Origin of the sequence: Neobacillus sedimentimangrovi, assembly GCF_010614825.1 — a bacterium.
Classification (GTDB): domain Bacteria; phylum Bacillota; class Bacilli; order Bacillales; family Cytobacillaceae; genus Neobacillus; species Neobacillus thermocopriae.
In genome coordinates, this window is record NZ_JAAFZF010000065.1 from 1 (window position 1) to 13382 (window position 13382).

Below are 13382 nucleotides of genomic sequence, written 5' to 3' on the forward strand. Positions count from 1 at the left end.
ATCTATCCGCCTCATTTACTCGATATGACCTTCGACAGAAAGAGCTTTGTTTTGTTATGCAAACTCACTCAATCATACCTAGCCTTATATGAGGTTCGTGTTCCTCGGACCGGTGTTTTGCCTCCAGCTTCCTTCAGATTCCGCGTCACCACGGACACCCTTGCTCTTGGCTAACCTCTACTTCTGTCTTCGGGGTTCGGGACTTACACCCTATAGTTCATGTACATGCCGGGCGCACATAAAAAAAAAAAGCGGCGTTCCCACACCGCTTTAAGAGGCTAATCCCCTGATAGTCTATCACCCATTTGGTTAAGTAAAGGAGGAATCTGAAGATAGGTGATCGCCCTCCAGGTCCATTCCAATGGTCCATAATAGAAATAACGCAGCCAAATGACACTGAAAGACAATTGAATGACATAAATCATTAAACAGATAAAAAATGAATGAATTAACGAAATGTTACCAATTAAATGGAACCCATTACCAGCCACTAGAATGATTACAGTTTGCATCATATAATTCGTCAGTGCCATCCGACCATAACTTTTCAAAGGAGACAACAGCTTTTGTATAAACCGATACTGCAAGAGGAGAACCAATAGCCCTACATAAAATGCTGAAACAATGGGGCCTATTATGATTCCGATCCTAACAAATTCCTGACTGCTCCGGATTTCCATTTCCAACCTTTCTTCAATAATAAAAGGAGCATACTGGTATTGGTACAACAGTCCCGCTATGCTTAATACAAACATAATCCCTGTAAATATAGCGATTCCTTTTTTCTTCTCAGATAATTTTTCAAACAAGCGAAACTGTCCCGCTGAGATACCCAACAGCATAATAGGAATGACCAAAAATAACTTAAAAGAAAACATACTAAAAATTATCAACATCGACAGACCTAAAAAGAGGTTCATCACTTTGTTAACCTTGTAGAAAGGTAGCAAAAGTAGGCCACATATTGCATAAACGGTTAACGCTTCCCCCGGATGAAACTTTACATGCACCAAACCAAAAAGGAACAGGGCTACGATCCTTCTTAAAAAGAGTACAACCCCATTCTTCCCTTTTTCATTGCCCCTTGTTATAAAAATATAAAACCCTACCCCAAACAAAAAGGTAAAAATCGTATAAAAGCGGCCCTCCACAAAAAGGTATAATAAACGCCAATAAGCCGCATCCAGTGAACCGGCTTTTGGCATACCCAACTCTAGTAAAGGTAGAATATTCACCAAAACAATTCCATGCAATGCAACCCCCCGCAGATAATCCAGCTCTTCAATACGATGACCAAAACCCATTTTATATTTTCCTTTCATCTATGACACCACCCCCTACCTTCCCAAATACATGCATTTTAAATTTGTCCATCAATGTTACATGACAACCATTCCACTATTCCCCTAGTCGATATACTAAAAAACGTTCATTGGGATTATGTTTGTAGATGATGGGTATTTTTACTTCCATGATTAGTTCGAAGGCGGTGTAATTTTCTAAATAATAAATATAATCTTCAGAAGGATAGTACAGGACAACGTCAATTTGTCGTTGATATTGTTCCACAGATCGTAGGATATTGTTGATCACGTTTCTGAACACTTGGATGGAAAAAGGATTAAAGAAATAAAAACGATTATCCAATGGGTTTATCGGGTATTCTTCTGCTAAACAGCATTGAAACTGGATTTTTTCTTTACGATTTTTCGTTTTCCGGATATATCGTTCAAGATTGGCCATGGCTTTTTCGTAAAGCATTTCATCCATCTCAACCCCGATAACCTCTGAATGGAAAAAGTAGTGGATATAAAAATTTAATCTTCCTTTCCCACACCCAAAATCCACCACCCGATCACTGCTTTTTAGCTCATAATGACGAAACAGCTCCTCAAGAGCACTATAGGGCGTTGGTTCATAGCGGTGGTATTGCAAAGACTTATGAAAGCCCTGCTGCTTTTCTTTTGTTTTAATATTTAACAATTTGTCATAATAATGTTCTTTCATCGTTGCTCCTGTTACACCTATCTTTTCAAAAATATAAACTTCCCTATCAGTTTATCAAAAACCGTCAATAGAAAAGCAGGAAAAACAAAAAACATGTCGAATTTCTTTTTATCCTATTTTTTTACCTAAAAAACATGCATGAGACATATACACGACTTATACCCGCTAGGGACAAACAAGGAGCTGGATTCCTCTGAAAATCAAAAAAATCCTAAATAATAATGCCGTTGTAATTATCGATCAAAAAGAAGAAAAGATCGCTATCGGCACCGGAATTGCTTTTCAAAAAAAGAAAAATGACATCGTCAATCCAAGTAAAATAGAAAAGCTGTTTGTTCTAAAAGAAAATGAAAGATTCCATCAACTACTTCTTCAAATACCCGAAGAACATTTTGCCCTCTCAGAAGAAATTATCACCTATGCCGAGCAATCCCTCGGAACCAAATTAAGCGAACATATTCATATTGCACTAACCGATCACTTATCTTTTGCCATTGAAAGAATACGGGATGGTATGTATGTAAAAAACAAACTGCTGCAAGAAATTAAAATGCTGTACAAGAAGGAATTTAACATCGGCCAGTGGGCCATCAAACATATTGAAAAAAGGATGAACATTACGTTCCCTATTGACGAAGCTGGTTATATCGCATTACATATTCATACAGCCAAACTAAAGAGCGGTGATATGAAACAGACACTCAGACAAACTACGATCCTTAGCCATATGATACAAACAATCCGGGATCATCTGAAAATTAAAATGAATGAAGATGATCTTTCCTATCAACGGCTGATTACCCACTTACGCTTTGCCATATTACGGATTAATGACAATCAGCAGCACACCATGGATAAGGAAATGTTGAAAATGATAAAAATAAAATTTCCTGCTTCCTATGATTGTGCCAAAAAAATCGCAACAGAACTCTTACATCATTATCAGATGGTCTTACCTGAACATGAACTAGGATATGTAACCCTTCATATTGAAAGACTACGAAAAAAGTAATTGTAAATCCGAAAAACGCAAACCAACTACAGCAACTCCAATAAAAAACGCTTGGGCCGTGCATAAAACGGTATCCCAAGCGTTTTTATTATAAAAGATTATTATTTATTCCGGATTTTCATCACTTCATCGGCAACAAACTGAACATTGGTGCCAACAATGACTTGAATGCTGTGTTCGCCGACAACATTAATCCCATGTACCCCTGCTGCTTTAATCTTATTCTTGTCAACCTTATTCATATCCTTCACTTCCAAACGCAAACGAGTCACACAGTTGTCGACCGAAACTACATTGGCGTCACCGCCCAATCCTTCATAGATTTGCTCAGCCATGACTGCAAATTTACTCTCGCCTGAAGGACCAGCTTCCGCCAATTCTTCTTCATCCTCTTCACGTCCAGGTGTCATCAAGTTAAACTTTGTAATAATAAATCGGAATAAGAAATAGTAAATTACTGCAAAAACAAGCCCCTGAACTAAAAGCATATATGGAGAATTTGCCAATGGTAGCCTTGAACTTAAGAAAAAGTCAATGAAACCAGCACTAAAACCAAATCCGGCGGTCCAATGGAAAGTTGCCGCAACAAATAAAGAAATACCAGTCAAAATAGCGTGCACAATATAAAGAACTGGTGCAACAAACATAAACGCAAATTCAATCGGCTCTGTAACACCTGTAAAGAAGGCAGCGAAACCAGCAGCCATCATTAAAGATGCTACTTGCTTTTTCTTCTTCGTTTTAGCCGTATGATACATTGCCAAACCGGCTGCAGGCAAACCGAACATCATTACAGGGAAGAAGCCTGCTTGATACATACCAGTAACACCCTTTTCTCCATTTCCGGACCAGAAGTTACCAATATCATTGATTCCTGCCACATCAAACCAAAATACAGAGTTTAAGGCATGATGCAATCCAGTTGGGATTAGAAGGCGGTTAAAGAAACCATATAACCCTGCACCTGCAGCACCTAATTCGCTGATTCCCTTACCAAATGACACTAAAGCGGTATAAATCACAGGCCAAATAAAGAACAATATAGCAGAAACAACCAACATTGAAACTGCTGTCATAATTGGCACCAAACGTTTGCCGCTAAAAAAGGCCAGCGCATCCGGCAATTTCACATGGCTAAAGCGATTGTACATCATCGAAGCAACAATCCCAGAAAGAATACCAACGAAAGCGTTTCCAATCTTTCCGAAAGCAGGGTCCACTTCTTCCGGTTTTATGCCTTCCAACAATGCCACTGTACCGGTTGACAGTAATGTCGTAACCACGAGATAGGCAACAAGACCGCTTAATGCCGAAGAACCATCTTTTTCCTTGGACATCCCTAATGCAACACCGACTGCAAACAGGATAGGAATATTTCCAACAATCGAATCACCGGCTTTAATAAGGAATGCAGCAAGTGGACTCTCTGCCCCCCAGCCTGAAGGGTCAATCCAGTAACCAAACCCCATCAAAATAGCAGCAGCCGGCAAAACAGCGACTGGCAGCATTAAGGATCGGCCAAGTCTTTGGAAATACTTCATCATTCCCATTACCCCCTATTAATATAGACATATGCAAAAAAGTGAAACTGAAAAAATCATTTTTACAATGCATGAGCTTTATTTCGTTTTGACCCTTCATCACCCCCTTAAAACAGGGGGGCTGCCCCCCTTCATTTTACGGTATGAAGCTTACTTTTTATTTACGGTGATCATCACCGTCTTACCGGCAATACCTTCCTTTTCCTCTGTTACTTGAATTTGTTTCTTCCCATCCTGGGCATTGGTGATAACCATTGGCGTGACCGTGCTAGAAGCATTGGCCTTAATATAATTCCAATCCACTTCGAGCAGCAACTGTCCAACAGTAACTTTTTCCCCTACAGTGACTGCCGGTTTAAATCCTACTCCATTTAACGAAACGGTTTCTAACCCGACATGGATTAATATTTCTGTTCCATCCTCAGCCAAAATACCAATTGCATGCTTAGTTGGCGCTACTTGAATAATCTTTCCATCGACTGGTGCATAAATATGACCTTTCTCTGATGGCAAGACGGCAGCGCCTTCACCAATTAACTTTTGACTAAAAACCGGATCTGGCACCTCCTCTAGCTTAATAATCTTTCCATCTACCGGTGCATGGATTTCTAGTGCTTTTGCCTTTTTAAAAAAATTAAACATAAAAATTACCCCTTTACCAATATTAATGATAGTTATTTAAAAAATATTAATACTATTTACCTAATTATCTTTTTTCAATCTTTACCAAGAAACTAGTAAAGAAAGGCTGACTATGATGTCAGAAAAACACTCTCGCCTTCAGCCTATGTCCTCCTACCAAAAACAACTGCTTCGGTCATGTAATAGTATGGAACCGAGACCTTTCTTGATCGTGCGTTCCATCCGAGAAAAAGAAACACAATAGGCCAGAGACGTTCTCACCACTAGTATGTTTGCACTAGACTATTCTCCAAGTCAATGCTAATAAAAAAGGCATGGCGGTATCATAAAAGGCACTAAAACCTTCTATTTTACCACCATGCCTGATCGAATCAGTAACATGTGACCGATATTCTATTACAATTATCGTAACATACACATCACTACTTGTAAACGCCAACATGACTTTAACATAAACTACTAAGAATTTTAACCTAATAATTCCCTGTCCATCTTAGCCCTTTTGGATAATGGTTTTTTAACGTACGGTCAGATAGTTTTCCCCAACCAATGGAATATCCATCTACTTCTACCAGGTACCAGCCTTTTGGACCTTCAGCTTCCAAAGATTCTCCCTTTAAAAAAGCCATAATGTCTCGGGAATCCACCGGCAAGTTCCATGTATTCTTCACCTGTTCCCCTTTTAAGGCCAAAGCCATTGCATGGGAAGGTTCGAAACGATTCTTTTTAATCGTGCCCAAATGCCAACCCGGGCGCACAATCTTTAGATTCTCTAATGACAACATTCCCTCCGGCAGCAAATATAATTGTTCTCCGAATAACAGAAATTCTCCTGTTGGGGCTTCTCGTAAATTCTCCTCAGCAAACTGAAAGTAGCTTTTCAACATTTTTTTGTCCGTAAAAACTTTCGGACCTTTCCATTTTCCGTGCTCCGCTCCGTCTGTTTTTCGTAAAACAGCAATATAATGGCCCTCACCTTGAACATGATGCGGCCAAATTCTTATCGTTTTTTCTAAATCTGCCACACCATCCGGCACCCAATCTCTCCGACCTCTGCCAAACCCTTCAAAAACCTGAATATCCTCCACTTCAAAGTTCGGGTTCTTTTTTAAAAATTGACTAATAACCCCTTCATTTTCTTCTGGTGAAAAAGTACATGTGGAATAAACCAATCTTCCTCCCGGCCGAAGCATGGTTCCAGCGTGCTCCAGAATATCCATTTGCCGTCCCGCACACACAGCAACATTTTCGATGCTCCACTCTGCACAAGCATCCGGGTCTTTTCGAAACATTCCTTCACCAGAGCAAGGTGCATCGACTAAAATTCGATCAAAATATCCTGAAAATCTTTCAGCCAGCCTTGCCGGAGTTTCATTCGTCACAACCGCATTGGTTATCCCCATCCGCTCCACGTTTTGCGAAAGAATTTTAGCACGGGCCGGATGAATTTCATTTGTCAGCAAAAAGCCTTGCTGCTGCATTCTTACTGCCATATGTGTCGTTTTCCCGCCCGGGGCAGCACATAAATCCAGCACTCTCTCGCCCGGTTGAGGGTCTACCAACTCTCCGGCCGCCATTGCACTTGGCTCCTGTATGTAATACAATCCAGCCTCATGATAAGGATGCTTGCCGGGACGGTCTGTAGCCCCATAATAAAATCCCTCTTTTACCCAAGGAATTTTATCCAGATGAAACGGACTTATTTTTTGAAACTCTTCCATATCTATCTTAAGCGTGTTTACCCGCAGCCCCTGAGCTTTGTGGTCCTCATAGCTTTTAATAAAATCCTCATATTCATCCTTTAAAAGATCTCTCATTTTATCGCAAAAATCCTTTGGCAACTCCATTTCCATCACCTCAAAACCGATCTAACTTTCATCTAATGTGCCGCGGGTCATATTATACATGGAAAATCACCATAGAAAAATGATAACACAGCAATTGCCTTAAAGTTTCATTCTTCATAGCTCAACACAGAGAAGTATATTGCAAAAAAACACCTAATCCCTTCAATGGTTAGGTGCTTTCTTCTTCAACAACCACATTTTCTTTAACAGTTACCTTTACCCTCTCAATCCGTCTGTCATCCATTTCTTTTACTTCAAATAGGACATCATTAAATTCAATAGATGGACGTTCATTAAATTCGGGAATATAGCCAAGTTGGCCAATGATAAATCCACTAAGTGTATCATAATCCTGGGTTGGCAAACCAACTTTAAGAACATCTTCAACCTCGTGAAGACTAGTTGTCCCTGCCATCGTATAATGGTTTGGATCTAGCACTTCAATTTCAATGACATCTAGCTCCGGTTCATCATATTCATCAAAAATATTTCCAACGATTTCTTCAATTAAGTCTTCAATGGTTACAATTCCGTCCGTTCCACCATATTCGTCCAGAACAATGGCCATATGGATATTGTTTTTTTGCATATCCCTAAATAAACGGTCAATTCGAATGGATTCAAGAACAAAATATGGTTCACGAACCATTTCTCTCAGATTAAATGCATCCCGATCCCCGCTCTCAAGAAATTGGAATAAATCCTTAACATTAAGAATTCCGATAATATGGTCGATGTCCTCTTCATACACAGGCATTCTAGTGTATTTTTCATTATTCACAATTCGAACCGTTTCCTCCAGACTTGTTTCAATAGGAAGAGCAATGATGTTGGTCCGGTGAGTCATAATGTCTGAAACATGCTTATTATCAAATTCAAAAATATTATTAATCATTTCCTTTTCCGCTTCTTGAATCGTTCCTTTTTCTTGACCTACATCCACCATCATACGAATTTCTTCCTCTGTCACATCTTCATCATCTGCATTTGGGTCTAATCCAAAGAGCCGAGCAATCAGATTCGTTGATAATGTCAACAGTTTCACAAATGGATAAGTAAGCTTAGAAAGTAAGATTAATGGTGTTACTGCAAAAAAGGAGATGGCTTCCGCTTTTTGTAATGCCAACCTTTTGGGAACGAGTTCACCAAGTACTAAAGTAAAATAGGATAAGATCATTGTAATAATTACCGTAGATAATGTTTCAAGAATATTGGACGGGAGCGGTACCCCCAGATTGGAAAGCATCTCTGCTAGGGCGCTAGCAAAACTTCCAGCTGCAAAAGCACTTGCAAGAAACCCCGCCAATGTAATTCCAATTTGGATGGTGGCTAAAAACCGGCTTGGTTCCGATAAAAGTTGGTGAACAAGTTTTGCTTTTTTATTTCCACCATCGGCCAGCATTTTAATTTTATTATCATTTAAGGAAACAAGTGCCATTTCTGATGCCGCAAAAAATCCATTTAATATTATCAGGAACACGAGTACGAATAATCCGGTGCCCATAATAGTCACCTCCCAAATCAAAAACGAACGTGCAATTGTTTTTTGATTAGTATCGGTATATTTGGTTCTATCCTTTCAAAGTAATTTTTGGAAAAGTATTGAAGATATCAAGTGAAGATTCTTTCCCCGCACTCCTTATCATTCCACTCTTCTCTTTAAAACTATCCAGCAGTCCATTCAAACCAAGAAACTATTTCAACCACCCATTAAAATAAAGGTACGAATAATGGACACCCTAATAGGTAAAGGAGGAGTTTCTATGTCATCCAATCCAAATGAACCAGTGGATATGATTACTTCCACAAGCAACAATCCTGTTAGAGACCGAATTAAAAGTAGAAATCCTGCTGATTTTTCCAGCGCTTCCCTACGAAGGTTAGCACTATCACGCCTGGGGAGATCTCGATAATTAGAAAAGCGTAAGCGCCCTGTAAGTCAACATCGAATCGCTTTCGCTCATCGTGTTTCCTTTATCTCAGTTTGGAAAGTTTCTACCAGGAAGGCTCCAGAAGTATAATCATCGCACGACCGAAAGCGGTAACTAGACAATTCTCTAAGTCAATACTTTTTTCTTCTAAAAACAGAGCCTGCTTCTTAAAAAGCAGGCTTATATTTATTAAACATATTCAGAAGGGTCAACAAAATAGGTATAAACCAAATAAATAATCATGCAAATGGCTGTTGTCATGAATCCCCAGCCGAGAGTCAGCTGCTCCATAACCAGGTAGTTGTTACATAATTGTACAGGTGACCAAATATATAGAGCCCCCACTCCGATAAACAATAACGTAAACAGAATAATGATTGTGGTTTTTCCTTTTGAACTAAGTTTTTTCCAGCTATCCCTTAAAGGAACTCCAGCCAAAAAAGGCAAGCTAATAAATTTAAAAACCTCCACTGCTGGAACGGTTAATGCTTCATCCATCGTCCGTGGAAGCATCCAATATACCATGATAATGACAAATAATAAAATCCCCGGGACCCCATTACTATTCCATTTCTCAAAAAATCTTTGGAATAATTTAAGAATAAACTGAGCCATTAAAAACCCGGAAATGACTAGCATCGGCATTTGCATATGCATATGAATGATCATTATCGATTCCATAAAGGATGCCACTGGCGGTATCAGCAGGAACACAAATAAAAGCAGCCCATAAAATGATTGATTCATGCTACTCCCCCGCTTCCCTTTTAAGAATACGGACAACCTTTTTAGCCGCCTCATCCGTCTTCTTGTAATCCATCACATCGATGAGATATCCTTGTTTATCAACTAAATAAAACGCCGAATTATGAGCAAATGTTCCATTATCATCAGGAATAACAATGACACCGAATGCGTTCAGCAGCGACTCTAATTCAGATTTGTCTTTAATTCTTGCCATCCTCCAGGTTTCCCCGTCACTATTAAAATAACCTCGATATTTTTCCAATGTGGCCGGATCATCTCGATCCGGATCAAAACTGATGCTTAAAAAAACGATTTCTTTTCCCAAATACTTTTCGGGGATCTTGTCATATACTTTTGACATGTTCATTTCCAATTGAGGGCAAACGGTTGTACAAGATGTATATAAAAATGTAAGAAATACATATTTATTTTCGAATTCAGAAAATGAATAAATCCGCTCTTTACTATCCTCAAAAGTGACGTCAGGAAATTTCGGCTTTTCTTTCACCAATTTATTAACACGAGCCGTTTCCGCTGTATAGGCTGTGAAACCGTCAGTTCCAATATAGAACAAAATAAATCCAAATAACACAACGAGGGATAGGGAGATAACAGTATATTTTTTTCGGACCATCGTGATCACTTCCAACTAATTTTTCAAAAATATGAAGCAGAAAAGAGATAGCCCAATCCCACGAGCTATCTCTTTTTCTTAGAACAAATGTTTAACGGCATTTAGTTCGAAACACGGCTTTTTAGGCAATTTGCCATGAAGTACGTGACTAGATTTTTGTTTTTCTCATTACCATGTTTTGAATGGAGGTGAGCCTGGAGGTGCATTTACGATAAACTCAGTTAATGGTATGACGTATGCCATGGAAACGACGATCAGCATAACGACGATCCATAAACCCCAACGCTCTGTCCAGTAAGGAGTTTTTGCTGCTCCTTCTTCTTCTTCCGCTAGTGGGAATTCTGTTTCACCTTTAGGTGCAAAGAACATCATATTAAATACAGCATATACTTGAAGAATGACACCAATGATTAACAACGAACCGCCGATCGCTAGGAAAAATAAATATGGATCCCAGCTTAATGCAGTGGCATTGTCAAAGTAAGTGGAATAAGAGGTTCTACGTGGTGAACCTAATAGTCCTACCCAGTGCATGGCTCCTGCCATTAATGTCATCCCAATGGTCCAGATAATCGTTTGAATAATCCCTAATTTGTTCATTTGTGGGGTTAACACACGTCCAGAGATAAATGGAACTAACCAATAGGTAATACCAAAGAATGTCATGACAACAGACATCCCCAATGTTAAGTGGAAGTGACCAACAATCCACATTGTATTATGAACAACCTGGTCTAATTGGTTTGTGCTTTGTACAATACCGCCCGCTCCAGCTGGAATGAAGGCTACCATTGCAATGAATGGTGCTAAGAAACGAACATCCCCCCAAGGTAGTTTTTTATACCAGCCAAGCAATCCTTTACCGCCTTTCTTTCTAGCGGTTCTTTCAAATACGGCAAACATAGCATAAGCTGTCATTAATGAAGGGAAACCGATAGCCAAGCTCATAAATACGTGCATATATTTGATGCCTTCATCAATACCTGGGTCAATAATTTGGTGGTGGAATCCACCAGTAATGTTCATGACGACTAAAGCAATAATCACGACGCGAGTTAATGTATCACTCCAGCGTCTTCCGCCAATAATTTTCGGAACAACTACATACCAAGCAGAAGTCGCTGATAAATACCAGATGTTAACCAATGTATGGCCGAATGCCCAGAATAGTGTACGCGATACCATGACATTAATGCCATCCACCCAGCCAAGCACCCAAGGAATAATCATGAAAACTTCAATGGCTACAGGAATAAGTGCGAAGAATAATAGGACAAACACACCAGTTGCAAAATAAGCAAAGATTGGAACATGCTGACCTTTATGATTTTTTCTCCAGTTGGCTACATTGATAAAACATCCTACACAAGCCAGCCAAATACCTAATGCTACAAACACTAATCCAAAATAGAACATAGGATGTGCCGCCATTGGCGGGTAAAATGTATACATGACAGATGCTTCATTCATAAGAATCGGAATCACAACCAAGACAATTCCGATCATTTTGGACGCAAAACCAGTCCAGACAATCTTTCTCACTTTAGGAAGAAGACCACCTAAAGTATGTGACATCCCTGCATAAAAATAACCGATAATAAAGAATGCTGTTAATACTAGTATTAATAAAACACCGTGCGCAGTAAGAACTTGATAATAGTTTAGCCATGATGGCATTTCCAAGAGACCTGCCCGATTTAACCCTTGCAACAATCCTAAAAATCCGCCGAGAAGCAAGGCGCTAAAGGCTACCGTTAAATATGTTTTTGAAATTTTGGCATCTTCTGGACTAATGCCAAGTGCTTTATTCGTTGTTTCTCTTATCGTTTTTGCGGTTATGGTTGCCATTTACTTTCCCCCCTTTATTTCACAGTAATGGTTGTGCCCATCACTTGATGGCCGGCACCACAATACTCATTACATAGAATTAAATACTCGCCAGCTTTATCAAATTTTTGTTTGATTTTTTGAATGTGACCTGGTGGGACCATTGCATTCACGTTTGTGCCGGCAATCTGGAATCCATGTGTTACATCCTTGGAAGTTAATACAAAAGTAACGGTAGATCCTGCTGGAACTTCAATTTTGTTTGGATTAAAGCTAAATGCTTGTAATGTCATCACCACTTCGTATTCATTTTCGCCAACCTGTTTTACACCCGGTTTATCAAATGGTGCAGTTTGATCGACTTTCGTTGGATCAATCGTTTCCATATTACTTGGGGGTCCCATTTCTAATGCAAATGCTTGATAACCTGTGATAAGCATGAAAATCATAATCATTCCGAAGCTTAACGTCAGCCAAATTTTTTCACCACGATGCATCTTCTACTCCCCTCCCTTATACTCGGACCATATATAAGCCATAAACGATTAGATAAGTAATTAAAATAACTCCTCCAACCACTCCACAAGAAATCCATGTGCCTTTTAGCGGTTCATGGTTTTCAGCTTTTTGGTGGCTGACTTTTGTCGATTCCATATAAGAATCCCCCTTTTGGTTTTGTTTGTTCTTCTTACTTACATAATAATTAGGAATGATTCTCAATGAAGTGAAGTGAATCACATAAATAAACCAGAATAAAAAATTGAAAATTATAACACGAAGACGATAAAAATTTTGAGAAAGGTTATGTAAAAATAACGACGATAGCACTGGATTTACCTTTGAACAAGAGGATTTAATAAAGAGGAGATTTTTTTAGGTGAGTTCAGTAAAAACTCCCCTTATTCGAATAGAGATGGTGAGAAGTAAATACCTAAAAAAACTAGAAATAACAGACAATCAGAAATCGAGTAGGAGGGGGTGACTAACCCCCGACCTCTCACACCACCGTACGTACCGTTCGGTATACGGCGGTTCAATCAAGATAAATGACGCAAGAATTCATAACGTTTCTGTAGACTTTTAAGCCCTTGGTTACTCCAATAGGAGTTTCCAAGGGTTCTGTGTAATATGGGACTTTTTGAGATTCGCCAATAACCTTTACGACTGTTCCCCCATTCATAAGCTTTCCATTCA

General features: G+C 39.2%; 13 protein-coding genes and 1 pseudogene. 2 read left to right on the forward strand and 12 right to left on the reverse strand.

The features are described from left to right. Positions 1-278 precede the first annotated feature (278 nt). Positions 279-1322 carry a DUF418 domain-containing protein gene (locus tag GZA11_RS15105; protein ID WP_235925070.1) on the reverse strand — a complete coding sequence of 348 codons (1044 nt, stop codon included), beginning with the start codon at positions 1320-1322 and terminating at the stop codon, positions 279-281. Between the two features lie 76 nt (positions 1323-1398). Then, positions 1399-2007 carry a class I SAM-dependent methyltransferase gene (locus GZA11_RS15110; protein WP_038538958.1) on the reverse strand — a complete coding sequence of 203 codons (609 nt, stop codon included), beginning with the start codon at positions 2005-2007 and terminating at the stop codon, positions 1399-1401. A 208-nt stretch (positions 2008-2215) separates the two neighbouring features. On the opposite strand from GZA11_RS15110, the gene GZA11_RS15115 reads away from it, so the two are divergent. Continuing rightward, positions 2216-3019: a PRD domain-containing protein gene (locus GZA11_RS15115; protein WP_328822055.1), complete on the forward strand. Its 804-nt coding sequence runs from the start codon at positions 2216-2218 to the stop codon at positions 3017-3019. 101 nt (positions 3020-3120) lie between these two features. Here the strand turns inward: GZA11_RS15115 and nagE are convergent, their stop codons facing one another. The 4 genes from nagE to GZA11_RS15135 all read right to left on the reverse strand — a co-directional run bounded on the left by nagE (position 3121) and on the right by GZA11_RS15135 (position 8553). Further along, entirely contained in the window at positions 3121-4563 is a 1443-nt protein-coding gene (nagE, locus tag GZA11_RS15120) for an N-acetylglucosamine-specific PTS transporter subunit IIBC (protein WP_163184310.1), read from the reverse strand. A gap of 147 nt (positions 4564-4710) precedes the next feature. Continuing rightward, complete coding sequence (locus GZA11_RS15125) at positions 4711-5202, reverse strand: PTS sugar transporter subunit IIA (protein ID WP_163184311.1); 492 nt, start codon at positions 5200-5202, stop codon at positions 4711-4713. A 473-nt stretch (positions 5203-5675) separates the two neighbouring features. Beyond that, positions 5676-7049: an RsmF rRNA methyltransferase first C-terminal domain-containing protein gene (locus GZA11_RS15130; protein WP_163184312.1), complete on the reverse strand. Its 1374-nt coding sequence runs from the start codon at positions 7047-7049 to the stop codon at positions 5676-5678. A gap of 169 nt (positions 7050-7218) precedes the next feature. Further along, the gene (locus GZA11_RS15135) at positions 7219-8553 is read right to left on the reverse strand and encodes a hemolysin family protein (protein ID WP_038538948.1); all 1335 of its coding nucleotides are present in this window, start codon (positions 8551-8553) and stop codon (positions 7219-7221) included. 259 nt (positions 8554-8812) lie between these two features. Between GZA11_RS15135 and GZA11_RS15140 the strand changes: the two genes are divergently transcribed. After that, positions 8813-8962 (forward strand): hypothetical protein, encoded by a 150-nt coding sequence (locus tag GZA11_RS15140; RefSeq protein WP_158332815.1) that lies wholly within the window; start codon positions 8813-8815, stop codon positions 8960-8962. Positions 8963-9169: 207 nt separating this feature from the next. On the opposite strand, the gene GZA11_RS15145 is transcribed toward GZA11_RS15140, so the two are convergent. The 6 genes and pseudogenes from GZA11_RS15145 to GZA11_RS16820 all read right to left on the reverse strand — a co-directional run. Further along, on the reverse strand, positions 9170-9727 hold the full coding sequence (locus GZA11_RS15145; RefSeq protein ID WP_038538946.1) for a hypothetical protein: 558 nt from the start codon (positions 9725-9727) through the stop codon (positions 9170-9172). A 1-nt stretch (position 9728) separates the two neighbouring features. Then, the gene (locus tag GZA11_RS15150) at positions 9729-10361 is read right to left on the reverse strand and encodes an SCO family protein (RefSeq protein ID WP_038538944.1); all 633 of its coding nucleotides are present in this window, start codon (positions 10359-10361) and stop codon (positions 9729-9731) included. A gap of 168 nt (positions 10362-10529) precedes the next feature. Beyond that, positions 10530-12209, reverse strand: coding sequence for a cbb3-type cytochrome c oxidase subunit I (locus GZA11_RS15155; protein ID WP_163184313.1), 1680 nt, complete (start codon positions 12207-12209; stop codon positions 10530-10532). A gap of 14 nt (positions 12210-12223) precedes the next feature. After that, complete coding sequence (locus GZA11_RS15160) at positions 12224-12685, reverse strand: cytochrome c oxidase subunit II (protein ID WP_038538940.1); 462 nt, start codon at positions 12683-12685, stop codon at positions 12224-12226. A gap of 16 nt (positions 12686-12701) precedes the next feature. Next, positions 12702-12842, reverse strand: a complete 141-nt coding sequence (locus GZA11_RS15165) for a hypothetical protein (protein WP_158332814.1) — start codon at positions 12840-12842, stop codon at positions 12702-12704. Between the two features lie 383 nt (positions 12843-13225). Next, positions 13226-13382 (reverse strand): annotated as a pseudogene (locus GZA11_RS16820) (group II intron reverse transcriptase/maturase); the annotation flags it as partial.

Excerpts from the sequence above, each read along its gene's own strand:
- GZA11_RS15155 (WP_163184313.1), bottom strand. The coding sequence starts at position 12,209 with ATGGCAACCATAACCGCAAAAACGATAAGAGAAACAACGAATAAAGCA.
- GZA11_RS15140 (WP_158332815.1), top strand. The coding sequence starts at position 8,813 with ATGTCATCCAATCCAAATGAACCAGTGGATATGATTACTTCCACAAGC.
- GZA11_RS15125 (WP_163184311.1), bottom strand. The coding sequence starts at position 5,202 with ATGTTTAATTTTTTTAAAAAGGCAAAAGCACTAGAAATCCATGCACCG.
- GZA11_RS15105 (WP_235925070.1), bottom strand. The coding sequence starts at position 1,322 with ATGAAAGGAAAATATAAAATGGGTTTTGGTCATCGTATTGAAGAGCTG.
- GZA11_RS15135 (WP_038538948.1), bottom strand. The coding sequence starts at position 8,553 with ATGGGCACCGGATTATTCGTACTCGTGTTCCTGATAATATTAAATGGA.
- GZA11_RS15130 (WP_163184312.1), bottom strand. The coding sequence starts at position 7,049 with ATGGAGTTGCCAAAGGATTTTTGCGATAAAATGAGAGATCTTTTAAAG.
- GZA11_RS15110 (WP_038538958.1), bottom strand. The coding sequence starts at position 2,007 with ATGAAAGAACATTATTATGACAAATTGTTAAATATTAAAACAAAAGAA.
- GZA11_RS15160 (WP_038538940.1), bottom strand. The coding sequence starts at position 12,685 with ATGCATCGTGGTGAAAAAATTTGGCTGACGTTAAGCTTCGGAATGATT.
- GZA11_RS15165 (WP_158332814.1), bottom strand. The coding sequence starts at position 12,842 with ATGGAATCGACAAAAGTCAGCCACCAAAAAGCTGAAAACCATGAACCG.
- GZA11_RS15145 (WP_038538946.1), bottom strand. The coding sequence starts at position 9,727 with ATGAATCAATCATTTTATGGGCTGCTTTTATTTGTGTTCCTGCTGATA.
- GZA11_RS15150 (WP_038538944.1), bottom strand. The coding sequence starts at position 10,361 with ATGGTCCGAAAAAAATATACTGTTATCTCCCTATCCCTCGTTGTGTTA.
- nagE (WP_163184310.1), bottom strand. The coding sequence starts at position 4,563 with ATGATGAAGTATTTCCAAAGACTTGGCCGATCCTTAATGCTGCCAGTC.